The sequence below is a fragment of the Azospirillum cavernae genome (genome assembly GCF_003590795.1).
GTDB classification, from domain to species: Bacteria; Pseudomonadota; Alphaproteobacteria; order Azospirillales; family Azospirillaceae; genus Azospirillum; species Azospirillum cavernae.
In genome coordinates, this window is the sequence record NZ_QYUL01000001.1 from 464,684 (window position 1) to 490,533 (window position 25,850).

Consider the following 25,850-nt stretch of genomic DNA (forward strand, 5'->3'; position numbering starts at 1 on the left):
GGAATCATTGGTCGGCGTCGCCGCTCACCACCGCGAGGGCCGCTCACCAGGAGAGCATGGCGGCGGCCACCCCGCACAGCGCGATGAACGCCCCGCACAGGTGGCTGACCCGGTCGGACAGGGCGAAGGCGACGGGATCGTCGGGAAGGGCGTTCCGGTGGGCCAGCGCCAACAACCGACAGGTCCAAAAGAGAAAGGCCAAATCGGCGGCCCAAAGGATTTTTGGCGACGCGTACAGCCTCGCCGCCGTTTGACTTTCCGGATACAGAGCCAGAATGACGACGGCGGCGAAGCACCCGAGCGCCGCCAATCTTTCCAGCAACGGGCGGTCGCTCAGTCGGTAAGGGCGACCGGGCGGATCGCCCAACCCGGCCTGTTGTCGGATCGCGATTTCCGAAACCCGTTTGACCAGCGCCAGCCCGAAAAACAGACAGGCCGAAAAGGCGATCAACCAAGACGACAGAGCGACGCCGCACGCGACCGCCCCAGCGGCGAGCCGAGCGCCATAGAGGCAGGTCAGCGTCAGCGCGTCGAGGATGAACACCCGCTTCAGAATCGTGGAGTAGGCGATTGCGACGACGGCGTAGCCCCCCATGACCAGGGCGACGCCCGGTCCGGCCAACCACCCCAACGCCAAGCCGACGCACAACGCCGCCATCGACGTCGCCAAGGCCGAGGCGGGGGATATGATTCCAGCCGCCAGCGGTCGATGGCGTTTTTCTGGATGCGCCTGGTCATAGGGCAAATCGAAAAAATCATTGATGATGTAAATCGACGACGCGCAAAAACAAAAGCCTAAAAAAACCACGGTTAAGGTAAAAGCATCGGGAAAATTAAAATTGTGCGCGGCAAAAATCGGGATAAATACCAAAAAATTCTTTGGGAAATGGTGAATTCTGAATAATTTAATATAAATACTCAGTGGTGTAGAGTGATTTTTTTTATTTTCTCTCTCGAAAACTCCAGAATTTTCCATAGCCTCTATCATGAAAATTCACCATTTTTGGAATGCTGAGTTCAGCGTCTGCAATCGAACGATAGGATGATCGGTTGGGCGCCCGCTTCCGCGCAAGAGGGAAGTCCACATTCATGGCGTTAGCCGCCCGGTGTGTGAAGGTTGCTCTGCGCGTCGGGGTCGGCGTGGGTGAACCAGCCTTTGACCCGGCGCGACAGCCCGTCCAGATAGGTCAGGATCACCGGCACCACCAGCAGCGTCAGGATGGTGGAGGAGATCAGCCCGCCGATCACCGCGTGGGCCATCGGCGCGCGTTGCTGCGCGCCCTCGCCGATGCCCAGCGCCAAGGGGATCATGCCGAAGATCATCGCCATGGTCGTCATGATGATCGGGCGCAGACGGATGATTCCCGCCTCGATCACCGCCGCGCGCAGGTCGGCCCCCCGGGCCTGGGCCTGGTTGGCGAAATCCACCAGCAGGATGGCGTTCTTCGTCACCAGCCCCATCAGCATGATGAAGCCGATGGCGCTGAAGATGTTCAACGTTGATCCGGCGACCAGCAACCCCAAAAACACCCCGATCAAGGCCAGCGGCAGCGAGGCCATGATCGCCAGCGGTTGCAGGAAGCTGCCGAACTGCGAGGCGAGGATCAGGTAAATCAGGATCACCGCCAGCGCCAGCGCCTGGGCGGCGTAGCTGCTGGTTTCGGCGATGTCCTTGGTGGAGCCGCCGAAGACGATGCGATAGCCGGGCGGCAAGGCGATGCTGGCGATGGCCGCCTGCAAATCCTTGCCCGCGTCGCCCGCCGCGCGGCCCTGGACGTTGGCGTTGACGTTCACCTCGCGCTGAAGATCACGGCGGTTGATCTGCGAGGCCCCCAGCGTGGTGTTGACTTCGCTGACCTGCGACAGCGGGATCATGCGCGGCGTGCCGTTGGCGTCGACGCCGCCCGACAGATAGACGCGGTCGAGGTCGGAGCGGCCCACCCGGTCGCCTTCGGGCAGGCGGACGAGCACGTCGTAGCTTTCGCCGTCCGGCGCCTTCCAACTCGACACCTTGTCGCCAGCGAAGAGCGGGCGCAGGGTGGACGCCACCTGCGCGGTGCCGATGCCCAGATCGCTCGCCAGATCGCGGTCCAACCGCACCGACAGGGTGGGTTTGGCGGCTTTCAGGCTGCTGTCCACATCGACGAAGCCGGGGATGCGGCCCATGGCGGCGCTGACCTGTTTGGCGATGCGGTCCAATTCGGCGATGTCGCGGCCCTGCACCGACACCTGGATTTGCTTTTGCACGCCGCCGACGCCGGGAATGCCGACGCCGATGGTGATGCCGGGGATCGCCGCCAGCCGTCCCCGCAGCAGCGGGGCCAGATCGCTGGGCGAGCGTTTGCGCTGGTCGATGGGCTTGTAGCGCAGGAACAGGCTGCCCCGGTTGCGCCCCACCGACACGCCGGTGTTCACCGTGGCGTAGGTGTAGGCGATTTCGGGAAACTCGCGGATCGCCGCCTCCACCTGCCGCATCTTGGCGGCGGTGTAGTCGAGGGAGGAGCCGACCGGCGCCTCGACGTCGATCACCTGCTCGCCCAGATCGGCGGCGGGCACGAACTCCACGCCGATGCGCGGCACCAGCAGGAAACTGCCGACGAAGACGCCCAGCGCCAACAGCAGCACCAGCCAGCGCCAGCGCAGCGCCCAGCCCAACAGGCGGCCATAGCCGTGGGACACCGCGTCGAATCCGCGCTCGAAGGCGCGGGCGAAGCGTCCGAAGGGGCCGTTCCCGTGCCGCCCATGGGCCGCCGGGTCGTACCACAGGCTGGACAGCATGGGGTCGAGGGTGAAGGACACGAACAGCGAAATCAGCACCGCCGCCGACACCGTGATGCCGAATTGCAGGAAAAACCGCCCGATGATGCCGCCCATGAAGGCGACGGGCAGGAAGACGGCGACGATGGTCAGCGTGGTCGCCAGCACCGCCAGCCCGATTTCCGACGTGCCGTCCAACGCCGCCTGCCGGTGGCCTTGCCCCTTGCCGAGATGGCGCATGATGTTTTCGCGCACGACGATGGCGTCGTCGATCAAAATGCCAATGGCCAGCGACAGCGCCATCAGCGTCATGACGTTCAAGGTGAAGCCGAAGGCGGCCAGCACCCCGAAGGTTCCCATCACCGCCACCGGCAGCGTCAGCGCGGTGATGACCGTGCTGCGCCAGGATCCCAGAAAAATCATGACGATGAAGACGGTCAGGGCGCCGCCCTCGATCAGCGTCTTTTGCACGTTGTTCAGCGAGTTGGTGATCCCGCGCGAGGTGTCGCGCACCACCTCCATCGTCACGTCGGCGGGCAGGGCGCCGCCGCTTTTCAGCTCGGCGATGGCCTTGTAGAGACCGCGCGCCACCTCCACCGTGTTGGCGCCCTGCACCTTGACGATGTCCACCGCCAAGGCCGGGGCGCCGTTGAACAAGGCCAGGGAGTCTTGCTCCTCCTGCCCGTCGATCACCTCGGCCACTTGGCCCACACGCACCGGCGCGCCGCCGCGCCGGGCGACGATGAGGTCGAGCAGTTGGCGCGGCTCGCTCACGCGGCCATCGACCTGGACGACCCGCTCGGCCCCGTTGCCCGACACGGTGCCCGCCGGACGATCCTGATTTTCGTTGGTGACGGCGCGGATCACCTCGTCAACGCCGACGTTCAGCGCCTCCAGCCGTTCGGGCTTCAACCGCACCTGGATTTGCCGCTTCACCCCACCGGCGATGGTCGCCTTGCCGACGCCGCGCACGTTCTGCATGCGCTTCAACACGATCTGGTCGGCCAGCGTCGTCAGGTCGCGCAGGCCGCGCAGGTCGGATTTGACGGCGAGGGACAGGATGGGCTGATCGTCCGGGTTGAAGCGGGTGATCTGCGGATCCTTGACGTCGGCGTTGAAGGTGGCGCGGATGGCCGACACCTTTTCGCGGACGTCCTGAAGCGCCTGGGTGGAGGCGGTCTTCAGATCGAACTCGGCGATCACCACCGACTGGCTTTCGTAGGAGCGCGAGGTCAGCGTCTTGATGCCGGCGATGGTGTTGACCGCGTCCTCGATGGGCCGGGTCAAATCGGTTTCGACGGTTTCCGGGCTGGCGCCGGGATATTGGGTGGACACGACGACGATGGGGAAATCGACGTCGGGGAATTGATCGACGCCCAGGCGGTTGTAGGAAAACAGCCCAAGCACCATCAAGGCCACCATCATCATGGTGGCGAAGACCGGGTTGTCGACGCTGATGCGGGTGATCGGCATGGCGTTACGTTCCGATCACGGTGACGGCGCGCCCGGCGGTCAAGCCGGGCAGGTTGCCGCTCACGACGCGGTCGCCCTCGGCCAGCCCATCGACCTGCACCAGATCGCCGCGCGCCCACAGCCCGCGTCGGGTGACGGCCCGTCGCTCCGTGCGCTCGCCCGCGATGACCAGGACGAAATCGCCTTGCCCGTCGCGGCGGATCGCCACCGGGGGCAGGGCGAAGGCGGCCTCGGCCTCCGCCACCTGAACCTCGCCGCTGGCGAACATGCCGCCGCGCAGGGCGCCGTCGGCGTTGTCGGCGCTGATGTAAACCGGGATGGCGCGCGATCCCGCCCGCGTCATCGGGTTGATGCGGGCGATGCGGCCGGGAAAGACGCGCTCGCCAAAGCCCTCCACCCGCAACCGCACGCTCTGGCCGGTTTGCAGGCGGGCGACGTCGTCGGCGGGGACGGTGGCCTCGACCTCCACCCGGCTCAGATCGACGATGGTGAACATCGGGGCGTTGACCGCCAGATTTTCGCCGGGATGGACCGCGCGCGCCGACACCATGCCGTCGATGGGGCTGAGAACCACGGCGTCGCGCAGCGCCTTGCGCGCCAATTCAACCTGCGCGCTCAGCGCGCCGACCTGGGCCTGTTGGAACTGAAGGCTGCTTTGCGCCTGATCCAGATTGGTTTCCGACACGATGTCGTTCCGCCGCAAGGCCGCGCTTTTGGAACGGGTTTTTTCCGCCAACACCAACTGCGCCTTGGCCCCGTCCAGGTTGCTGAGCTTTTCGTTCAGCTTGGCGGTTAGGTCGGCGGTGTCGAAGCGGGCGAGAATCTGGCCCTTTTTCACCGCTTCCCCCTCGCGCACCGTCACCTCGACCAGCTTGGCGGCGACCTCCGATTTGACCGCCGCTTGCTCCATCGGGGCGACCGAACCGCTGAGCCGCGCCGTGTCCGACAGGCGGCGCGGGACCATGCGCGTCACCTCCACCGCCGCCAGCTCGACCGGGCGTTCAGCGGGGGGCGTGGCGGCGGGCGTCGTGGCGGTGGGCGGCGTTGTGGCCGCCGCGTCTCCGGCGGATCGGGCGCGCCAGGCGGCCCCGCCGCCCAGCGCCCCGGCGCCCAGCAGGGCGGCGACGAACAGAACCATCCACAGCCAGCGGACGCGGCGGCGCTTGGCCGGTGGGGCGGTCCGGGAGGGGGTGGTCATGGTCGGCGTGGTCATTGGGAACGTCCTGCGTTGACGGCGGCGGCCAAACACGGGCCTGTGGGACTCTGAATTTCGCCCGGATAAAAACAGATCCCGCGAAAAATCTCCACTGAATAGGTGTGATACGGATCTTCCGTCAAGGTTCCCATGAAATCGGAAGAATCGTCGGAGCGACAATGAATGCCGAACATTTGTCGAAAATTCCTATGCGCGTATGACGAACCAACGTGATGGAAAGTCTTCGACGGCCCCGGGGACGTTGTCGCTTGACACCGGGAGGCTCTGCATCGAAAAAGCATCTCGGCTTTTGCTTTCCAGCGCCCACAGCTATGGATGTGATCTCGTGATGAAACGTCCTCTTGCGACTCTTCCGGCTGTCGGCGCCTTTCTGTGTCTTGCGTTGGGGCTTGCGGGCTGCGCGACGGACGGCCAACAGGCGATGAATTCCTCGACGGAAACGGCCTATGTGCCTGATCCCAAAGATCCGTTGGGCCGTTGGGTGCCGTTGATCCGCGAGGCGTCCGAACGCCACGACATGCCGGAAAAATGGATCCGCGCCGTCATGATGCGGGAGAGCAACGGACGGGCGACCGCGAACAGCGGCAAGCCGTTGACCAGTTCGGCGGGGGCCATCGGCCTGATGCAGGTGATGCCCGGCACCTATGAGTTGATGCGTTTCCAATATGGCTTGGGGCCAAATCCCGCCGACCCGCGCGACAACATCATGGCGGGGACCGCCTATCTGCGGCAGATGTATGATTTGTTCGGCGCGCCGGGCTTCCTCGCCGCCTACAATTGCGGCCCGGCCTGCTACGCCGGGCATCTGGCGGGCAAGCAGAAGCTGCCGCGCGAAACCCGTCAATACATCGCCAGTCTGACGCCCGTGCTGCGTGGGTCCGCCCCGCGCACGCCGTCGCAATCGGCGGGCGCGTCGGCCATCGAGGTGGCCGTGGTTCCCAACGACGCGCCCAAGCCGCAGAAGGGCGAGGGGCAGGTGGTGGTGGCCATGGCGGTTCCCGACTCGGCCCCGATGGCGAAGGCGCCGGAGCGCACCGAAACCACCGTCGCGGTCAACAATATCGTGGTCGAGCCGAGACGCGCAGAGTCGCGCGCTCCGGTCACGGTCGAGGCGCCCGCCTTGGCCGTCGCCGCCGCTCCGGCTCCGCCGCCCGCTCCCATGCAGGTGGCCAGCGCCAGCCCGCAACCGCCGGTGCGCAGCGTCGAAACCCAAGTGGCCGAAGCGCTGTTGGCTCCGCAATCCGTCTCCGCCGGTCAACGGGTGGTCATCCGCTTCATCTCGCAGAACGCCAAAGGCTGCGGCAGCCTGACCGGCAAAGGCACCATGTGCGTGACGTTGGCCAGCGGGCCGGGGATGTAACCGCACCGTCGCAAGCCGCCGTCGCAAGCGACTTCCGCGCAAAGAAAAAGGGCGCTTCCGATGCCGGGAGCGCCCTTTCTTTATGGGGTCTTGCGTCTACCGCGCGTGTCTCAGGCGAAGGCCTTGTAGGCGATCAGCGTGAAGGTGTCGCGCACGCCGGGCAGGGTCTGGACATGGTCGGTGACGAACCGACCAATGTCGTCCTCCTGCGTCAGATAACATTTCATCAACAGATCATACTGGCCGGAGATGGAATGCACCTCCGACACCGCTTCGATCTGTTGGACGGCCTGATCGGCGACGCCGTAGGCCTTGCCCAACTCGCATTTGACCATGATGAAGATGGTCTGCACGCGATCAGCCCTCCTGGGAGTGCTCAGACGAGTCCACGACCACGTCCGACGAGACGCGCGGGCGGGCCGAGCGCAGCATGAAAGCGGGCATGTGATCGCCAAAGCCGATCACGACGCCGTCATCGTCGTCGTCATCGCGGCGGCGGGGGCGGTTGCGGTCACGGTCGCGATCCCGGCGCGGCTCGCCGTTACGGCGGGCCTCGGCGGCGGCCAGAGATTCGCGCGGTTGGCGCTCGTCGCGGATCGGACGCTCGGAACGCTCCTCGCGAACCGGACGTTCGGAACGCTCGTCGCGAACCGGACGGTCGTCGCGCACGGGGCGCTCCTCACGGACGGGACGTTCGGCACGGGCCGGGCGTTCGGCGCGCTCCTCGCGAACCGGGCGCTCCTCGCGAACCGGACGGTCCGTCCGCTCCTCGCGGGCGGGCCGCTGCTCGGCGCGTTCTTCTTGGGCCGGACGCTCTTCGCGCGGGCCACGGCTGCGGGCCTCGGGGCGACCGCGCCCGGCGCCGGCGCCGCGTCCGCCACGGCGGGGACGCACGGCATCCTCGTCGCCAAACTCGACCGTTTCGAGACCGTCGATGGCGATCATCGGAATCTCCCGTTTGATGAGGCGCGTGATCGCGCCAACGAGTTTCACGTCGTCCGGGGTGGCCAACATGAAGGCGCGGCCCTGCTTGCCCGCGCGCCCGGTGCGACCGATGCGGTGGACATAATCATCCGGGGTCAGCGGCACGTCGAAATTAAAGACGTGGCTCAAACCCTGGACGTCGATGCCGCGCGCCGCGACGTCGGAGCAGACCAGCAGCGCGATCTCGCCCTTTTTGAAGAGGTCGAGCGTCTCCGTCCGCTTGGACTGGACCATGTCGCCGTGCAGCGCGCCGACGTTGAAGCCGTGACGCTCCAGCGACTTTTGCAGCACCGCGATGTCACGCTTGCGGTTGCAGAAGATGAAGGCGTTTTTGACGTCTTCGGTCTGCAACAGATGGCGCAGCGCCTTGCGCTTGTCGACCTCTTGCACCAGCGACAGCGCCTGAGTCACCGTTTCCGCCGGAGAGGCGGGCGGGGCGACGGTGACTTCCTGCGCGTTGGACAGGAAGGCGTCGGCCAGACGGCGGATTTCCGGCGGCATGGTGGCGGAGAAGAACAAGGTCTGGCGCGTCTTCGGCAGCTTGCTGACGATCCGCTCGATGTCGGGGATGAACCCCATGTCGAGCATCCGGTCCGCCTCGTCGATGACGAAGACCTTGATGTCGTTCAGCATGATGTTGCCGCGCTCGAACAGGTCGATCAACCGCCCCGGAGTCGCGATCAGCACATCGACCCCACGGTCGAGCTTTTTGACCTGTTCGGAGAAATTCTCCCCGCCGATCAGCAAAGCCATGCTGAGTTTGTGGTATTTGCCGTAGGTTTCAAAGCTTTCCGAAACCTGGGCGGCGAGTTCGCGCGTCGGTTCCAGAATCAACGACCGGGGCATCCGCGCACGAGCGCGGCCCGAGGCCAACATGGTTATCATAGGCAGCGTGAAGCCAGCCGTCTTCCCGGTGCCGGTCTGCGCGCAGCCGAGCACATCACGGCCTTGCAGGACCCAGGGAATCGCCTGTTCCTGAATGGGCGTCGGCTGGGTGTAACCCTTGTCCTCGATGGCGCGCAGGACGTCAGGGCCAAGCCCAAGTTCCGAAAATAGCATCCAACCTGTTTCTGTTCTGGAGTTCGCAAATCGAGCGAGTAGCGCTCGACGCTCAGATAGTGCCGCAGAATAGGTAATCAAAGGCTTATGTCAATAGACGCGGTGTTGTCGGACCAAAAATAGAGGGTTTCGCGCCCATGCTTGGCGGAAAATCGTGGTTGGGATAGGCTGTTCCGCCGAGCGGCGCGCCGCCGTTCCTCGCTGAAGAGTGTCCGTCCATGATTCTCCGCGCCGAAGATTCGCTTTTGGTCGTCGTCGATGTGCAGGAACGTCTGCTGCCCGCCATCCACGAGTCCCCCCGCGTTCTGCGCAACGTCGACACCCTGCTGAAGGCCGCCGGGCTGTTGGGCGTGCCGGTGATTCTCACCGAACAATACCCCAAGGGGCTGGGGCGGACGGTCGAATCGGTGCGCGCCGCCCTGCCGGATGGGACGCCGACGGTGGAAAAGATCACCTTCGCCTGCACCGGCGAACCGGCCTTCAACGCCCTGGTCGAGGAATCGGGGCGCAAGCAGATCGTCGTCTGCGGGACGGAGGCGCATGTCTGCGTGCTCCAGACCGTTTTGGGGCTGCGTCAGGCCGGACAGGCGGTTTATTTGGCGGCCGACGCCGTGTCGTCGCGCACGGCGGACAACCACGCCGCCGCCGTCGCCCGCATGAGCGCCGCCGGGGTTCCCATCGTCACCACCGAAATGATTCTGTTCGAGTGGATGGAACGGGCGGGAACGCCGTTGTTCAAAGCGGTCAGCGCGCTGGTGCGGTGACGGAAAGGGACACAACGACGATGAGCGAGCAAAACTTGATCCTGTTGCCCGGCATGCCGCTGGACGCGGCGCTGTGGGCGCACCAAACCCGCCATCTGGCCGATGTCGCCGACCCGCAAGTTCCCGATCTGAGCGGCGATGATTCCGTCGCCGCGATGGCCGAGCGCGTGCTGGACTCGGCGCCGGAGCGTTTCGCCCTGGCCGGGCTGTCGATGGGCGGCTATGTCGCGTTGGAGATTCTGCGCTGCGCGCCGGAACGGGTGACTCGGCTGGCTCTGCTCGACACCAACGCCCGCCCCGACACGGCGGAGCAGACCGCCACCCGGCGCGAGGCGATGGCGCTCGCCCTCCAGGGCAAATATCGGCAGGTCATGCAGGCGGGGATGGCGCGTATGGTTCACCCCGACCGCTTGGCCGACCGCCCGTTGGTGGAGTCGGCGCTGGCGCAGATGGAGCGGGTTGGGGTGGACGGTTACATCCGCGAACAGACCGCCATCATCACCCGGCCCGACAGCCGCCCCAGACTGGCCGCCATCGCCTGCCCAACCCTGGTGCTGTGCGGGCGTCAGGACGCGCTGACGCCGCCCGCCCTGCATGAGGAGATGGCCGAGGCCATTCCGGGCGCCCGGCTGGTCCTGATCGAAGAGTGCGGCCATCTGTCGGCGATGGAGCAGCCGCAGGCCGTCACCGCGCTGTTGCGCGATTGGCTGTTGCGCCCCTGACGGCGGGATACTGACGGCGGGTCAGGGTTCAGTTGCGCCCGTGACGGGGGACAATCAGCAATCCGGGCCGCCGGCGCAAGTTTGGTCGGCCCGCCGTGTAGGGAAAAGAGACACCGTCATGTCGCTGACCAGTTGACGGAAATTCGGATCCTCCAGCCCCGTCGGGTGGTCGAGCCAGCCGGTGGCGGTGGTGAAGGCGCCGCCGCCCCGGCAGAAGGCCCCTTGCACCACCAATGTGCCGTCCGGCGGCAAAACCCCCGGCGGCAGGGTCGGAACGGCCCCCTCCTGGCACACCGACCAGCTTGGCAGGTTGCCCGTCGCGTTGAAGATCAACACCACGCGGTAATCGGGGCGGGCCGTGTCGTTGGGCGTCGTCGTCAGCGTGGTGTTGACGCCCATGATGCGGTCCTGCATCGACGGCAAAACCGCCTTGGCGAAGCTGGCGGCGTCGCCGCCGAAGGGCAGACCGTGCAAAACCACCCGCAAATCACGGTCGCTCGCGGCGTAGGCCACCTCCAGCAGCGTGTAGGCGGGCGTCGGGTCGCCCGCCACCACCCGCTCGGCGCAGCCGGACAGGCCAAGCGTGGCGGTTAGGGCGACCGCCGCAACCGTGGCCCGGCTGTGGGGCCATCGGGGGAAAAAGCGTGGGTTGGTCGTCATGGAACACCCCGGATCGGGAGAAGCGGCGGTTGACGCGCCGCTTCTCCCGATATGGCGCCTGTGGCGTGTCGCCGACAAGGGGCGATCAAACGTCTTTCAGCCAGCGACCGGCGACCAGCGCGACCAGCTCAGGGTAGTTGGGCCATTCCAGGCCAATCAGCGGCAATCCCAACTCGTCGATGATGCGCGCCACGCTGTCGTGAGTCAGCTCCAGGCCCAACGCCCGCGCCCGGCGGGCGATCACCATTTCCTGGCCCCAGATGTAAACCCGGCGGGCTTGGGTGTTTTCCGCCATGATCCGTGTTTGATCGACCCGATCATCGCCGTTCAGCGGCAACCAGATGTCGGCCATCAGCGTGTCGACCGGCGCGTCGCTTTTGAACTCCATCGCGCTGGCGTTGACGATTTCGATCTTGCGCGCGGCCTCTTCGGGAAGATTGCGAAAGGTGCCCAGCGTCTCGTTCATGGCGATCACCTCGGGATCCAACTCCACAACGGTGACGCGGCTGACCTCCGGTCGCAGCGCGGCGTTGATCGCCGCCCACCCCATCCCCATTCCGGCGACCAGGGTGTAGCCGGTGGACAGGCGGATGCCGATTTCCTGGCTTTCCATCTCCATCGGCGTGGTCGACATCCAGACTCTTTTGCTGCCGTCGTCGGCGAAGCGGGACAGCGCCGCCATGTTCTGGACCAGAGCGCTCTCGCTCCAATAGCCCCGAGACAGGTGCATGGGAGTGATGGTCATTTCCCAGCGATCATTCTTGATCGGCTGGTAGGTCGGAATGAACAAGTCCGTTTTGTATGGGGTGATCCCGATCATGCGCCTGCCTTAAACGTCAATGTCATCCGCTTTCACGAATTTGGCATTGTCCTGGATGAATTTGAAGCGCAATTCCGGGCGTTTCCCCATAAGATCTTCAACCAACGACCGGGTGCGCTCGCTGTCCTCGCGCTCTTCCGGGTCGGCGGCGTTGGGGACGACGACGCGCAGCAGGGTCCGTTTGATCGGATCCATGGTGGTGTCGCGCAACTGGGCGGGCATCATTTCGCCCAAGCCTTTGAATCGGCTGATGTCCGGCTTCTTGCCCTTGAATTGGCGGGCCAGAAGCTCGTCCTTGTGGGCGTCGTCGCGGGCGTAGACCTGCTTGTTGCCGTGGCTCAGGCGATAGAGCGGCGGCAGCGCCAGATACAGATGCCCGTTCTGAATCAGCCCCGGCATTTCCCGGTAGAAGAAGGTCATCAGCAGCGAGGCGATGTGCGCGCCGTCCACGTCGGCGTCGGTCATGATGATGACCCGCTCGTAACGCAGCTTGTCGCTGGAAAAATCCTTGCCGACGCCGCAGCCCAGCGCCTGGGTCAGGTCGTTCAACTCCTGATTCGCCTTCATCTTGTCGATGGAGGCGTTGGCGACGTTCAGGATCTTGCCGCGCAGGGGCAGGATCGCCTGGGTTTCCCGCTGGCGCGCCTGCTTGGCCGAACCGCCCGCCGAATCGCCCTCCACCAGGAAAATCTCGGTGCCTTCGGGGGAATTGCGCGAACAATCGGCCAGCTTGCCGGGCAGGCGCAGGCGGCGGGTCGCCGTCTTGCGGCCCAACTCCTTGGATTGCTTGCGCCGCGCCCGCTCCTCGGCCTTTTCGATCAACCGCTCCAACAGAGCGTTGGCCGAGGGCGGGTTGCCGGACAGCCAATGGTCGAAATGGTCCTTCACCGCCGCTTCGACCAGCTTTTGCGCCTCCGCCGTCACCAGCCTTTCCTTGGTCTGGCCCTGGAAATGCGGTTCGCGGATGAAGACCGACAGCAGGACGCAGGCGTCGCCCATCACGTCGTCGGCGGTGACTTGCCCGGCGCGCTTGTTGTTGGTCAGTTCGCCATAGCTTTTCAGGCCGCGCGTCAGCGCCGCGCGCAGGCCCGCCTCGTGCGTGCCGCCCTGCGGGGTGGGAACCGTGTTGCAGTAGGTGTGCGAGAAACCTTCGTCATCGTCGGGCCACGCCACCGCCCACTCAACCCGGCCCTGGCCGTTGGGGAAATCCAACGACCCGGCGAAGGGGGAGGGGGTGAGCGTCTTGCGGTCCTTCAGCGCCGCCGTCAGGTAATCGAGCAGGCCGCCGGGGAAATGCAGGGTTTCGGCGGCGGGCGTCGTCGCGTCAGCCGCCAACAGCGCCGGGTCGCAGCTCCAGCGAATCTCGACGCCCCGGTACAGATAGGCCTTGGAGCGGGCCAGCCGATAGAGCCGGTGCGGCTCGAAGCGGGCGGTTTCGCCGAAAATCTCCGGATCGGCGTGGAAACGGATGGTGGTGCCGCGCCGGTTGACGTTGCCCTTGTTGGTCAACGGCCCTTGCGGCGTTCCCCGGCTGTACTCCTGCACGTAAAGCTGCTTGTCGCGGGCGACTTCCACCGTCAGACGATCCGACAGGGCGTTGACCACCGACAGGCCGACGCCGTGCAGGCCGCCCGACGTCTCATAGACCTTGTTGGAGAATTTGCCGCCGGAGTGCAGCGTGGTCATGATGACCTCAAGCGCCGACTTGCCGGGGTATTTCGGGTGGTCGTCGATCGGGATGCCGCGCCCGTTGTCGCGCACCACAACCGTGCCGTCCAAGGTCAGTTCCAGGTCGATGCGGCTGGCGTGGCCGGCCACGGCCTCGTCCATCGCGTTGTCCAGAACCTCGGCGACGAGGTGGTGCAGCGCGCGGTCGTCGACGCCGCCGATGTACATGCCAGGGCGGCGGCGGACAGGCTCCAACCCCTCCAAAACCTCGATGTCTTGGGCGGAATAGCTGTCGGGCTTGCGGCCTGTGTTCTCGAAAAGATCGCTCATGGGGGCTATGGTAGGAATTTCGTCAGGGGTGCGCAAGCGCATCCTGTGGGGCTTATATACCGAGGCCACAAGCTTTGGTGCGTCAAATTTTCACGACAGCGAGGGTCCGATGAGCGAAGGCGCGGGATATGACTTCAACAATGGCCCGACGTTGCGGGCCATCGCCATGCCGGCGGACACCAACCCGAACGGCGACATCTTCGGCGGCTGGCTGTTGGCGCAGATGGATTTGGCGGGCGGCACCGTGGCGGTGCGCCGGTCTGGCGGCCGGGTCGCCACCGTCGGGATCGAGGCGATGACCTTCCACAAGCCGGTCTTCGTCGGCGACGAGGTGAGCTGCTTCGCCACGATGGAACGGGTCGGGCGGACGTCGATGCGGGTGCGCATCGAAACCTGGGTCCGCCGGGAACGCTCGGGCGCGGAGCCGATCAAGGTGACGGAGGGCGTCTTCACCTACGTCGCCATCGGCGAAGACCGCAAGCCGCGCGAGGTTCCGCCGGAGTGAGGGGCGGGCGGTTTGCCGAGCATTTTCCCCCTCCCTAACCCTCCCCCGCTTCGCGGGAGAGGGAACTCCGCTTCAGGCCGACAAGGCGTCTGTCTCCCTCTCCCGCGTGAGCGGGGGAGGGCCGGGGAGGGGGCCACGCCGCGCGCTCACCCCTCCGCGCAGCCCGGCGCCAGCCCTGGATCGCTGGCGAAGCTGCCGTCGTCCACCGTTTTGTCCGCGCCATAGTCCGGGTTGACCGACGCTTGCAGCGCGGCCAGCCGGTGGGCGGTGGCGACGTGGGCTTCGCGCTCGACGGCGCGGTAATGGTCGATGACCTGGGCGCCGAAGGCGGTCAGCACGGTGCCGCCGCCCTGGCGCCCGCCAACGGCGGCGCTGACCACCGGCTCGCGGAAGATGCGGTTGAGGTCGTCCACCAGCAGCCACGCCCGGCGGTAGGACATGCCCAGCGCCCGCCCAGCGGCGGAGATCGAGCCGGTGTCCCGGATCCGCTCCAACAGCATGATCTTTCCCGGCCCGATGGAACCGGCGGGATCGAAATCAATGCGGATGCGCATGCGGGTCATGCCGTGCTTCAGCCTTTCGAAAATCAACGCGCCGCCGAGGCCAACCCCTCGTCGCTCCAGCGCCCGGCGCGGAAGAAATCCTCCACCCGCGCCATCCAGGGATCAATATCAATCCCCGAGGCGTTCAGCCAGTCGCGGTTGAAGTAGGTGCCGCTGTAGCGTTCGCCCGGATCGCAGATCAGCGTCGCGACGCTGCCCCGCCGCCCCTCGCGCGCCATCTCGGCGATCAGGCTGATGGAGCCGATCAGGTTGGTGCCGGTCGATCCGCCGCAGGAACGCCCCAGCCGGTCGCGCAGAACCCAGGCGGCGGCGATGCTGGCGGCGTCGGGCACACGGATCATCCGGTCGATCACGCCGGGCTGGAAAGACGCCTCGACGGTCGGGCGGCCAATCCCCTCGATGCCCGATCCGCGCCCGACGGTCGCCGCCGGGTTGTCGTCGCGGAAGCCGTCGAAGAAGGCCGAATGTTCCGGGTCGGCGACGCAGACCCGCGTCGGCAGGCGGCGGTAGCGGACAAAGCGCCCCATGGTGGCCGAGGTGCCGCCGGTGCCGGCCCCGCAGACGATCCAATCGGGGGTCGGGTGCGGCTCGTGCGCCAACTGCTCGAAAATCGACTGGGCGATGTTGTTGTTGCCGCGCCAATCGGTGGCGCGCTCGGCGTAGGTGAACTGGTCCATGAAATGGCCGCCATTGTCGCGGGCCAGCCGCCGGGCCTCCGAACAGACCTCCGACGCTTGGTCCACCATGTGGCAGCGCCCGCCGTAAAACTCGATCTGGGCGATCTTGGCGGGGGAGGTGCCGCGCGGCATGACGGCGATGAAGGGCAACTCCAGCAACTGGGCGAAATAGGCCTCCGACACGGCGGTGGAGCCGCTTGACGCCTCGATCACCGTGGAGCCTTCGCGGATCCAGCCGTTGCACAGCGCGTAGAGGAACAGCGACCGCCCCAGCCGGTGTTTCAGGCTGCCGGTGGGGTGGGTGGATTCGTCCTTCAGATACAGCGTGATTCCCGGCGTGGCGGGCAGCGGCAGCCGCAACAGATGCGTGTCGGCGGAACGGTTCACGTCCGCCTCGATGCGCCGCAACGCCTCGTCAAGCCAGGAGCGGGGGGCGAAGGACGGGGTGGAAGGGTGGGCGGTCATGGAATCCTGTCCAGAAAACGAACTCATCCAGAGCGCGGATGGTTTCGGCGCTCACCCTATTCCACACCAGATATTCGGGCAATAGGGCGCCAGCAGGGACGCCCCGTCGCCCGATGATGAAGTCGCGTCCCGCCTTACCCCTGGCGGATGCGGGAGAGGAAGGTGGAGACTTCGGCCTGCATCCGTTCCGATTGGCTGGAGACCGCGCGGGCGGCGGCGGCGACCTCGGCGGACGCGCTGCCGGTCGCGGTGGCGTGGCTGCACACCATGGTCAGGCTGTTGGAGACCGAGGCGACGCCTTGGGCGGCCTCGTTCACGTTGGCGCTGATGTTGCGGGTGGCGGCCCCTTGCTCCTCGATGGCGGCGGAGATGCTCGACGCCACGCTGTTGACGGTTTCGATGACGCCGCCGACCCCGCGCATCGCCTCGACCACCGACGCGGTGGCCGACGTCATCGCTTCGATCTGCGCCTGGACGTCGTCGGTCGCCTTGGCGGTTTGGTTGGCGAGATTCTTGACCTCCGACGCGACGACGGCGAAGCCCTTGCCCGCTTCACCGGCCCGCGCCGCCTCGATGGTGGCGTTCAGCGCCAGCAGATTGGTTTGCGCGGCGATGCTGCGAATCAGGTCCACCACCTCAACCGTGCGCTTGGCCACGCTGTCGAGCTGTTCGATCAGTTGGTAGGTGCGGCGGACGTCCTCCACCGCGCGGCTCGAACCGGCGGTCGATTCGGCGACCTGCTGGGCGATTTCGCGGATCGACCCGGCAAGCTGTTCGGTCGCCTCGGCCACGGCGTTGACGTTGTCCGACGTGTGGCCGGACGCTTGGGCGGCGCTGTCCATCAGACGCGTGGTCTGCTCCGCCCCGCCGCTCATCGCGCTGGAGGTGGCGGTCAGCTTGCCCGCCGCGTCGGCGACGGAGCGGACGAGGCCGCCGACCGTGCGCTCGAAATCATCGGCGAAGCGGATCATGGCGGCCCGGCGTTCGGCGGCGGACTGGCTTTCCATCGCGGCCTGATTGGCGCGCAGCTGAGTCGCCTCAATGGCGGTCTGGCGGAGGATTTCGACCGATTGGGCCAGGGTTCCCACCTCGTCGCGGCGGTCGGCGCCCTCCACCTTGGTGGACAGGTCGCCCTTGGCGATGCTGCCGGTGGCGTCGCTCAGCCGGTTCAGTCCGGTGGAGATGCTCGACACCATGCGGAAGCCAAGGCCGCCCAGCAGCAGCGCGCCGACGATGGTCGCCGCCAGCGTTTCCAGCAGGACGGAGCGGAAGGCGGCGTCCACGTCGTCGATGTAGACGCCGGTCGCCAGCAGCCAGCCCCACGGCTCATACGCCACGGTGTAGACCAGCTTGGGCTGCGGTTCGGTCCCGGTCGCCTTGGGGAAATGGTAGGTCAGGAAACCGCCGCCGCCGCGCGACAGCCGGGCCAGTTCCTTCACCACGAAAACGCCGTTGATGTCCTTGAACTCGGCCAGCTTCCTGGTGCCTTCCACATCCGGGCGGATGGGGTGGAACATGTTCGTGCCGTCATACTCGTAGGCGAACATGTATTCGTTGCCGGAAAAGCGCAGGGGGCGCAGCGTGTCCTTGACGCGCTTTTGCGCCTCCTCCTTGCTGAACTCGCCCTTGGCGGCGCGCTCGTCGTAGGATTTCAGGATCGTGAGCGAGGATTCCACCACCGCCCGGATCGAGTTCTCATACCCGGCGACCATCATGGCTCGCTTGGCGTAGGCCGACCAAACGCCAGCCGCGAGGATGGCGACGATGAACAGCCCCTGAAGGATCAGGAGTTTCGCACGGATGCTGTGGACGGAAATGCGCATGGCGCCCTCTGCTGGTCTTGGTATTTTTTGTTTTAAAACAATGGTTTGCTGAGAATTCCGCTCGAATTCCCCGCTTGTCATGCGTGAAATCATACGGCTTATTTCAGAGACGCAACATACTAGGGTATACCCTGACGGGTGTTCTGTGACGGAATGCCGCGCTTGACTCGCGCCGGATCACCACAGGGTAAAGGCTGGTCAAACCGTACAAACCCACGCGGCGTCTTACTCAACCGCGCCGACTCTGGCAGACTGGCTTCCATGACGCTGATCGCTTATCCGCTCTCGGGAGCTTTGCCCGACATCCGCCCGGCCCGCGCCACGCGTGACTGGATCGACGCCCTGCCGGAGCAATATGGCTACCGCTGTTTGCCCCTGAACATCGCCAGCATGCATGGCTGGGAGGTGTGCAGCCCCTGCCGGGTGACGGCGGTGTGGAACGGCGGAACCGGGGTGGACGCCATCCAGGTGACGGCGGAGGAGGCGCACGCGCTGATCCCCGCCAGCCATTTCGGCAGCGGGGTGTTGACCTTCCACGTCGCTGTGCTGTTCCGCACGCCGCCGGGGGTCAATCTGATGGTCACGGGGCCGATCAACCACCCCAAGCATGGGATCATGGGGTTGTCGGGAATCATCGAAACCGATTGGTCGCCCTATCCCTTCACCATGAACTGGAAATTCACCGCGCCCGACGTGCCGGTGACGTGGGAGAAGGGGGAACCCTACGCCCATCTGATGCCGATCCAACGCGGTCTGCTGGAAAGCCTGGAGCCGGAGGTGCGCGACCTGGACAGCGACCCGGAGACGGCGGCGCAATACCGCCACTGGGCTGCCTCGCGCAGCCAGTTCAACGCCGATTTGCAAACCCCCGGCAGCAGCGCCGCGCAAGAGCGTTGGCAGAAGGGCTATTACCGGGGCAAACAGCCCGACGGCGGCGACGGCCCGCCCGACCATGAAATCAAGGTCCGGCCCAAGCCTTTTCCCGGACGATGATCGTCTGGGATCGTTTGGGGCGTCAATTGCGGCCTTGACGCATCCAGCGCCCAGCCTTGTTCGCGAAAGGCTGGTCTTTGCCCGACCAAAACGGTAGAAAATGCAACGGTTTGGCGTGGCAGGGGCGGGGCTGTTCCGAGAATGCAGCATTGGCTCGACGACGACGCGGCGCTCTGCTCGATCGAGATCTTGTCCGAGGCGGTCGAGCGCACCTGCGTTCCCGGCATTCTGGAACTGCGCATGCTGCGCAACGCCCTGCGCGAGGCGGTGAAGTCCAAGACCACGGAAGCGGTGAAGACCGCCTTTGGCATGTTCGCGCGGGTGGACCGCGATTACCGCCGCCGCATCGCGCATGAGGCGTTGACCTTGGCCGCTCAGCAAAAGGGCCGCTTCGCCCCGCGCGAACGGGTGGTTCGTCGGACGCGCATGGTGGTGTGAGGACGGCGCTCCGCTCCGCATGTCCATGGTGCGCTGGGGCTGGCCCCTGTATGGTCAGTGGGAACAACGATAGGGCAGGGGTTCAACCGATGGCCAGCGACACGACGACGACGGGATCCTCCGACGACGGGCGCATGATCGAAGAGCGCGCCTTGCGCGACGCGGCCATCGCCATCGCGCGGGCCGAGCATGGCGACCCCTTCGCGGTTCTCGGCATGCACCAGAGCGGGCCGGGCCAACCGATCGAGGTGCGCGCCTTCGTTCCCGGCGCCGAACGTCTGTGGGTGATCGACAGCGCCACCGGCGACGCGGCGGGGGAGGCCCAGCCCGTTCTGGCGGACGGCTTCTTCGCCGTCACCCTGACCGACCGGACGCAGCGCTTCCGCTACCGCCTGCGCGTCCAATTTCCGCTGGCGACGGAGGAGTTCGACGACGCCTACCGCTTCGGCCCGGTGCTGGGCGAGTTGGACATTCACCTGTTGGGCGAAGGCACCCATCTGCGCGCGTTCGAGCGGCTGGGCGCCCACCCGCGCGCCATCGACGGCGTTCCCGGCGTCGCCTTCGCCCTTTGGGCGCCCAACGCGCGGACGGTCAGCGTGGTGGGCGATTTCAACAATTGGGATGGCCGCCGCCTGCCGATGCGCCGCCGGGGCGTGTCGGGCCTGTGGGACATCTTCGTGCCGCACGCCGCCCCCGGCCAGCGTTACAAGTTCGAGGTGCGCGGCCCCGACGGCCATCTGATGCCGGCCAAGGCCGACCCCTACGCCTTCCAGGCGGAAATGCGCCCGCACACCGCGTCGGTCATCCATGGCCTGCCGCCCTATGATTGGCAGGATTCGGCGTGGCGGGAACGCCGCGTCCAAACATCCGACCGCAACGCGGCGGTGTCGATCTATGAGGTGCATCTGGGGTCCTGGGCACGGGCGCCGGAGGAGGGCGACTGTTTCCTGACCTATCGCGAACTGGCCGAGCGGCTGATCCCCTACGTCGTCGATCTGGGATTCACCCACATCGAACTGCTGCCGATCACCGAGCATCCCTTTGATGGTTCCTGGGGCTACCAGCCCATCGGGCTTTACGCCCCGACCAGCCGCCACGGCACGCCGGAGGATTTCAAGGAATTCGTGGATTCCTGCCACCAGGCCGGGTTGGGCGTGCTGCTGGATTGGGTGCCGGGGCATTTCCCGACCGATCCGCACGGGCTTGGCCTGTTCGACGGCACCCATCTGTACGAGCACGCCGACCCGCGCCAGGGCTTCCACCAGGATTGGAACACCCTGATCTACAATTTCGGGCGGCGGGAGGTGCAAAATTTCCTGCTGGGCAACGCGCTGTTCTGGCTCGACCAATATCGGTTGGACGGGCTGCGCGTCGACGCCGTGGCCTCCATGCTCTATCTCGACTACAGCCGGAAGGAGGGGGAGTGGATCCCCAACGAGTTCGGCGGGCGGGAGAATCTGGAGTCCATCGCCTTCCTGAAGCGGATGAACGAGCTGGTCTATGGCGAGCATCCCGGCGCGATGACGGTGGCGGAGGAATCGACCTCCTGGCCGATGGTGTCGCGCCCCACCTATCTGGGCGGTCTGGGCTTCGGCTACAAATGGAACATGGGCTGGATGCACGACACCCTGTCCTACATGCAGTGCGACCCGATCCACCGGCGCTACCACCACCACCAGATGACCTTCGGGCTGATCTATCAGTTCTCCGAAAACTTCGTCCTGCCGCTCAGCCATGACGAGGTGGTGCATGGCAAAGGCTCGCTGATCGAGAAGATGCCGGGCGACGAGTGGCAGAAATTCGCCAATCTGCGCGCCTATTACGGCTTCATGTTCGCCCATCCCGGCAAAAAGCTGCTGTTCATGGGGGCCGAATTCGCCCAACGCCGCGAATGGACGGAGGCGCAGAGCCTGGATTGGCATCTGCTGGACCAGCCGCTGCACCGGGGCGTCCATGACCTGATCCGCGACCTGAACCGCCTGTACCGCGAACTGGCCCCGCTGCACCGCACCGACTGCGATTCCTCGGGCTTCGAGTGGATCGAATCGAACGACAGCGAGAATTCGGTCTTCACCTTCCTGCGCAAGGCCGACGATTCCGGGCACATCGTGGTGGTGGTCTGCAACTTCACCCCAGTGCCGCGCCAAGGCTACCGCATCGGCGTGCCGCTGCCGGGCCGCTATGTCGAGCGGCTGAACACCGACGCCCCGGAATATGGCGGCGGCGGCGTCGGCAACGGCGGCGTGGTCGTGGCCGAACCGACAAGCTGGCATGGCCGCACCCACTCCCTGCCCCTGACCCTGCCGCCGCTGGCGACGCTGATTTTGGAGCGGTGGGAAGAATAACGCCTTTCTAATGATCGGCGCCGACGTTTAAGCAACCTTGACGGGGGCATGGGGAGGCTTTCTTATTTGATTGTTGCGCGTTCTTTCTGGAGACGGACTTTGTCGGAGGAGGCGCCGATGACTGAGAGCAAGCCGCCGCCATCCGCCGCCGACGTCGTCCAGACGTTGAGGGCGAACCGCGAGGCGTTGCGTCAGCGGGGCGTGCTTCACGCCTCCGTGTTCGGATCGGTTGTTCGTGGCGAGGCTGGCGCGGACAGCGACATCGACATCTTGATCGACATCGCCCCGGATCGGCCCATGGGGATGTTCGAGTACACGCGCGTCACGTTGGACATCGCCGATCTGTTCGACCGACCAACCGATGTGGTGGAGCGCAAACGCCTCAGCCCTGCGTTGCGGGACCGTGTGATTCGGGAATCCGTGGATGCCTTCTAAATCGCCGCGCAAGCGTCTTGAAGACATCGCCACCAACATTGCGGCCATCGACTCGTTCGTCGCCGGAATGGGCTTTGATGAGTTTTTGGCGGATCAAAAAACCTGTTACGCGGTTTTGCGCGCGCTTGAAATCATATCAGAGGCGTCGCGCCGATTGCCGGACGCAATCAAGGAGCGCCATTCCAACATTGATTGGCCTGCGGTCGCCGGGGCCGGAAACATTTACCGCCATGATTATGACAGCGTGGACGACGCCCGCGTCTGGCACACGATTAAAAACGAACTGCATCCTTTGAACGCGGCGATGATCGCCGAACTGGCGTTGCTGCGGGAGGTCGAATGATGACCGTTTCCGGACGCCGCCCTGATCGCAAGGTTTCCCCCTGATGCCCCCCATCACCGCCCGCACCGCCGTTTGGCCCGGCAAACCGCATCCGTTGGGGGCGACCTGGGACGGGTTCGGCGTCAATTTCGCGCTGTTTTCCGCCCACGCCGAGCGGGTGGAGCTGTGCCTGTTCGACAAGACCGGCCAGCGCGAGTTGGAGCGCGTGACCCTGCCCGAACACACCGACGAGGTTTGGCACGGCTATCTCCCCGACGCGCGGCCCGGCCAGCTTTACGGCTACCGCGTCCATGGCCCCTATGAGCCGGAGGAGGGGCATCGCTTCAACCCGAACAAGCTGCTGCTGGATCCCTACGCCCGCGCGCTGTTCGGCGGCTTCAAATGGTCGGACGCGCATTACGGCTATCGGGTCGGCTCGACGCGCGAGGATTTGTCCTTTGACCGGCGCGACAACGCGCGCGGCATGCCGAAATGCCGGGTGGTGGACGGCGCCTTCACCTGGGGGCATGACCGCCCCCGCCCGGTCCCGTGGAACGACACGGTGCTGTACGAAACGCACCCGCGCGGCTTCACCATGCGGCACCCCGACGTGCCCAAGCAGTTGCGCGGCACCTTCGCCGGCATGTCCACCGCCAGCGTGATCGAGCATCTGAAGGCGCTGGGCATCACCTCCATCGAACTGCTGCCGATCCAGGCGATGGCCGACGAGCAGCATCTGGTGACGCGCGGGCTGACCAATTATTGGGGCTACAACAGCATCGGCTTTTTCGCGCCCGAACCGCGCTGCATGAGCACCGGCGTGCTGTCGGAGTTCAAGACGATGGTCGCCCGCCTGCACGAGGCGGGGATCGAGGTGATCCTCGACGTCGTGTACAACCACACGGCGGAAGGCAACCATCTGGGGCCGACGCTGTCCTTCAAGGGCATCGACAATCTCAGCTATTACCGGCTGATGCCGGACAACCCGCGTTTTTACATCAACGACACCGGCACCGGGAACACGCTGAACTTCGCCCACCCGCGCGTGGTGCAGATGGTGATGGATTCCCTGCGCTATTGGGTGACGGAGATGCATGTCGACGGCTTCCGCTTCGACCTCGCCACCGTTCTGGCGCGCGAACCTTACGGCTTCGATCCCGGTTCGGGCTTTCTCGACGCCGTGCGCCAGGATCCGGTGCTGGCCGACGTGAAGCTGATCGCCGAACCGTGGGACGTCGGCCCCGGCGGCTATCAGGTCGGCAATTTCCCACCGGGCTGGGCCGAATGGAACGACCGTTACCGCGACACCGTCCGCCGCTATTGGCGCGGCGACGACGGCATGTTGCCGGAACTGGCCGGGCGCATCGCCGGTTCGTCGGATCTGTTTGAAAAGCGCGGGCGGCGGCCCTGGTCGTCGGTGAACTTCATCACCGCGCATGACGGCTTCACCCTGCATGATCTGGTGTCGTTCAACGACAAGCACAATTGGGCCAACGGCGAAGAGAACCGCGACGGCCATTCCGCCAACTGCTCCTGGAATCACGGGGTGGAGGGCGAAACGGCGGACCCGGCGATCAACGCCTTGCGCGCCCGGCAAAAGCGCAATTTGCTGGCCACCCTGTTCCTGTCGCAAGGCACGCCGATGATGCTGGCGGGCGACGAGATGAATCACAGCCAGGGCGGCAACAACAACGCCTATTGCCAGGACAACGAAACGACGTGGCTCGACTGGTCGCGCAAGGATCCCGGATTGCTGGCTTTCGTCCGCCGCCTGATCGCGCTGCGCAAGGCTCATCCGGTTCTGCGTCGCCCGGTCTTCCTGCATGGCAAGGACACCGCCGCCAACGGCCTGAAGGACATTGTTTGGTACAACAGCCATGGCGTGGAGAAGACCGCCGAGCATTGGCGCAACACGCAGGCGCGCTGCATCGCGCTGCTGCTGAACGGCCATGCCGGGCGCCATCTGGGCGTTGATGGGCAACCGCTGACCGATGGCGTGCTGCTGATCGTGCTGAACGCCCACGCCGAGGCGGTGGCCGTGACCCTGCCGGACGTGCCGGGCGGGCGGGGCTGGCGCTGCGCGCTCGACACCCGGCAAAAGGATGGGGCGGGGGAGGAGCGCATGCATCTGGCCGGACGCCCAACTCTGGTCGATGGACGAAGCGTTCTGGTCTTCACGCTGGTCGAGCAGCCGGGGCTGTGACGACAACCCGTCGCATGCGCCGCTTTGACCACTGGTGTTTGTTGGGGGAACGTTGTAACCGCAGCGGGTGAGACCAAACCATGCTAAGGTCGCAAAGCTTGTGACGCTTCGGGTAGGATGATGCCGGATTACGATTTCTCCCAGGTTGACGCCGCGATCATCGACCCGCAGGTCAACACCGCGCGGGTGTTCCGCGACGTGTTGGGGCGCATGAGCTTTCGCCGGATCGAACTGTTCGATTCGGTCAAGAGCGCCGTTGGCCTGCTGAGCGCGGGAACCCCCGACCTCATTCTGGTGGACGCCGATGGCGATGTGGACGAGGCGTTCCGCTTCGTCCGCGCCTTGCGCAACGAACCCAATGTTCCCAACAGCTTCACCGGCCTGATCGTCACCACCTGGGCGCCGACCCCAGCGCTGCTGGCCCGCGTCGCCAACGCCGGGGCGGATGATCTGTTGTTGAAGCCGGTCTCGCCCAAACAGGTGAAGGACCGCATCATCAGCCTGATCGAAGGGCGCAAGGGCTTCGTCGTCACCGCCGACTACACCGGCCCCGACCGCCGCAAGGCCCCGCGCGAAGGAACCCAGGTGCCGGTGCTCGACGCGCCCAACACCCTGCGCCTGAAGGCGTCCGGGCAATGGGCGCAGGCGACCGTGCGCGGGCTGATGGCCGAGGCCAACGGCTTCGTCACCACGCAAAAGCGCATGCGTGGCTCCATCCAGGTGGCGTTCCTCGCCGAATTCGCCATGCCCGGCCTGTCCCGCTCGACGCCGGAACGCTCCGCGCTCGACCATATCGGGCGGATTGGCGGCTTCATCGACGATCTGCTGCGCCGCTTGCCCGATGGCGGCGACCTCGCCCACATCGAAACGGTCGCCAAATCGGTCAAGCGTCTGGCGGAGAAGCTGCGCGGCCAGGCCGATCAAGGGACCGTTGAGGCCGACGACGTCGCGCAATTGCAAACCATGGCGCGGGCGCTGATGCAGGGGGTCGATCCCGACCGCTCGTTGACCGACATGACGCGCGAAGTGACCGCCGCCGTCACCGGCTACCGCGCCCGGTTGGAACAGATGGCCCAGGCCAAGGCCGCCGCCGCCGCGACCGCTGCCGCCAGCGCCGCCGGGGCGACGGAAAATCCGGCGACCGCCGCGCCACCGGCGGGAACCACGACGACAGCCTCCGCGCCGGGGCCGTAACGCGCCATCGGCTGATTTGTGTGCGCCTGCAACACGCTTGGGCTGGACGGCGTGACCGGCTCGGGTGATCCTTG

22 protein-coding genes are annotated in these 25,850 nt (G+C 65.8%); 11 read left to right on the forward strand and 11 right to left on the reverse strand.

What is annotated here, in order from left to right:
• Positions 1-43: 43 nt before the first annotated feature.
• The 3 genes from D3877_RS02225 to D3877_RS02235 all read right to left on the reverse strand — a co-directional run bounded on the left by D3877_RS02225 (position 44) and on the right by D3877_RS02235 (position 5,443).
• A complete protein-coding gene (locus tag D3877_RS02225; RefSeq protein ID WP_119829140.1) occupies positions 44-988 on the reverse strand; it encodes a UbiA family prenyltransferase in 945 nt (314 codons plus the stop codon).
• Between the two features lie 107 nt (positions 989-1,095).
• Complete coding sequence (locus D3877_RS02230) at positions 1,096-4,230, reverse strand: efflux RND transporter permease subunit (protein WP_119829141.1); 3,135 nt, start codon at positions 4,228-4,230, stop codon at positions 1,096-1,098.
• Positions 4,231-4,234: 4 nt separating this feature from the next.
• Positions 4,235-5,443: an efflux RND transporter periplasmic adaptor subunit gene (locus tag D3877_RS02235; protein WP_238474690.1), complete on the reverse strand. Its 1,209-nt coding sequence runs from the start codon at positions 5,441-5,443 to the stop codon at positions 4,235-4,237.
• A 331-nt stretch (positions 5,444-5,774) separates the two neighbouring features.
• Here D3877_RS02235 and D3877_RS02245 point away from each other — a divergent pair, with 331 nt between their 5' ends.
• Entirely contained in the window at positions 5,775-6,806 is a 1,032-nt protein-coding gene (locus D3877_RS02245; RefSeq protein ID WP_119830735.1) for a lytic transglycosylase domain-containing protein, read from the forward strand.
• Positions 6,807-6,916: 110 nt separating this feature from the next.
• Here the strand turns inward: D3877_RS02245 and D3877_RS02250 are convergent, their stop codons facing one another.
• Positions 6,917-7,159 (reverse strand): Lrp/AsnC ligand binding domain-containing protein, encoded by a 243-nt coding sequence (locus D3877_RS02250; protein WP_119829143.1) that lies wholly within the window; start codon positions 7,157-7,159, stop codon positions 6,917-6,919.
• 4 nt (positions 7,160-7,163) lie between these two features.
• On the reverse strand, positions 7,164-8,849 hold the full coding sequence (locus tag D3877_RS02255) for a DEAD/DEAH box helicase (protein WP_119829144.1): 1,686 nt from the start codon (positions 8,847-8,849) through the stop codon (positions 7,164-7,166).
• Positions 8,850-9,067: 218 nt separating this feature from the next.
• Here D3877_RS02255 and D3877_RS02260 point away from each other — a divergent pair, with 218 nt between their 5' ends.
• Together D3877_RS02260 and D3877_RS02265 are read left to right on the forward strand one after the other, a co-directional pair.
• Positions 9,068-9,613, forward strand: a complete 546-nt coding sequence (locus D3877_RS02260) for an isochorismatase family protein (protein ID WP_119829145.1) — start codon at positions 9,068-9,070, stop codon at positions 9,611-9,613.
• A 20-nt stretch (positions 9,614-9,633) separates the two neighbouring features.
• Positions 9,634-10,335 carry an alpha/beta fold hydrolase gene (locus D3877_RS02265; RefSeq protein ID WP_119829146.1) on the forward strand — a complete coding sequence of 234 codons (702 nt, stop codon included), beginning with the start codon at positions 9,634-9,636 and terminating at the stop codon, positions 10,333-10,335.
• A 54-nt stretch (positions 10,336-10,389) separates the two neighbouring features.
• On the opposite strand, the gene D3877_RS02270 is transcribed toward D3877_RS02265, so the two are convergent.
• The 3 genes from D3877_RS02270 to parE all read right to left on the reverse strand — a co-directional run bounded on the left by D3877_RS02270 (position 10,390) and on the right by parE (position 13,813).
• A complete protein-coding gene (locus D3877_RS02270) occupies positions 10,390-10,995 on the reverse strand; it encodes a hypothetical protein (RefSeq protein ID WP_119829147.1) in 606 nt (201 codons plus the stop codon).
• 85 nt (positions 10,996-11,080) lie between these two features.
• Positions 11,081-11,740 (reverse strand): hypothetical protein, encoded by a 660-nt coding sequence (locus D3877_RS02275; protein ID WP_238474691.1) that lies wholly within the window; start codon positions 11,738-11,740, stop codon positions 11,081-11,083.
• 84 nt (positions 11,741-11,824) lie between these two features.
• Positions 11,825-13,813 (reverse strand): DNA topoisomerase IV subunit B, encoded by a 1,989-nt coding sequence (gene parE / locus D3877_RS02280; RefSeq protein WP_119829149.1) that lies wholly within the window; start codon positions 13,811-13,813, stop codon positions 11,825-11,827.
• Between the two features lie 109 nt (positions 13,814-13,922).
• Between parE and D3877_RS02285 the strand changes: the two genes are divergently transcribed.
• A complete protein-coding gene (locus D3877_RS02285; protein ID WP_119829150.1) occupies positions 13,923-14,318 on the forward strand; it encodes an acyl-CoA thioesterase in 396 nt (131 codons plus the stop codon).
• A gap of 146 nt (positions 14,319-14,464) precedes the next feature.
• On the opposite strand, the gene D3877_RS02290 is transcribed toward D3877_RS02285, so the two are convergent.
• From D3877_RS02290 to D3877_RS02300, 3 genes are all read right to left on the reverse strand, one after another.
• On the reverse strand, positions 14,465-14,881 hold the full coding sequence (locus D3877_RS02290) for a winged helix-turn-helix domain-containing protein (protein ID WP_119830736.1): 417 nt from the start codon (positions 14,879-14,881) through the stop codon (positions 14,465-14,467).
• Between the two features lie 23 nt (positions 14,882-14,904).
• Positions 14,905-16,023, reverse strand: a complete 1,119-nt coding sequence (locus D3877_RS02295) for a PLP-dependent cysteine synthase family protein (protein ID WP_119829151.1) — start codon at positions 16,021-16,023, stop codon at positions 14,905-14,907.
• A 134-nt stretch (positions 16,024-16,157) separates the two neighbouring features.
• On the reverse strand, positions 16,158-17,846 hold the full coding sequence (locus D3877_RS02300) for a methyl-accepting chemotaxis protein (RefSeq protein ID WP_158599765.1): 1,689 nt from the start codon (positions 17,844-17,846) through the stop codon (positions 16,158-16,160).
• Between the two features lie 261 nt (positions 17,847-18,107).
• Here D3877_RS02300 and D3877_RS02305 point away from each other — a divergent pair, with 261 nt between their 5' ends.
• The 7 genes from D3877_RS02305 (at position 18,108) to D3877_RS02335 (ending at position 25,776) form a co-directional block, all read left to right on the forward strand.
• Positions 18,108-18,839 (forward strand): DUF6065 family protein, encoded by a 732-nt coding sequence (locus D3877_RS02305; protein WP_119829153.1) that lies wholly within the window; start codon positions 18,108-18,110, stop codon positions 18,837-18,839.
• Positions 18,840-18,980: 141 nt separating this feature from the next.
• Positions 18,981-19,277, forward strand: a complete 297-nt coding sequence (locus D3877_RS02310) for a hypothetical protein (RefSeq protein WP_119829154.1) — start codon at positions 18,981-18,983, stop codon at positions 19,275-19,277.
• A gap of 137 nt (positions 19,278-19,414) precedes the next feature.
• Positions 19,415-21,622 (forward strand): 1,4-alpha-glucan branching protein GlgB, encoded by a 2,208-nt coding sequence (gene glgB, locus D3877_RS02315; RefSeq protein ID WP_199720748.1) that lies wholly within the window; start codon positions 19,415-19,417, stop codon positions 21,620-21,622.
• 117 nt (positions 21,623-21,739) lie between these two features.
• A complete protein-coding gene (locus tag D3877_RS02320; protein WP_119830738.1) occupies positions 21,740-22,057 on the forward strand; it encodes a nucleotidyltransferase family protein in 318 nt (105 codons plus the stop codon).
• Entirely contained in the window at positions 22,047-22,400 is a 354-nt protein-coding gene (locus D3877_RS02325; RefSeq protein WP_119829155.1) for a HepT-like ribonuclease domain-containing protein, read from the forward strand. The genes D3877_RS02320 and D3877_RS02325 overlap by 11 nt, the downstream gene beginning before the upstream one ends.
• Before the next feature lie 43 nt (positions 22,401-22,443).
• Positions 22,444-24,582: a glycogen debranching protein GlgX gene (glgX, locus tag D3877_RS02330; protein ID WP_119829156.1), complete on the forward strand. Its 2,139-nt coding sequence runs from the start codon at positions 22,444-22,446 to the stop codon at positions 24,580-24,582.
• A 117-nt stretch (positions 24,583-24,699) separates the two neighbouring features.
• On the forward strand, positions 24,700-25,776 hold the full coding sequence (locus tag D3877_RS02335) for a response regulator (RefSeq protein ID WP_238474692.1): 1,077 nt from the start codon (positions 24,700-24,702) through the stop codon (positions 25,774-25,776).
• Positions 25,777-25,850: the final 74 nt, after the last annotated feature.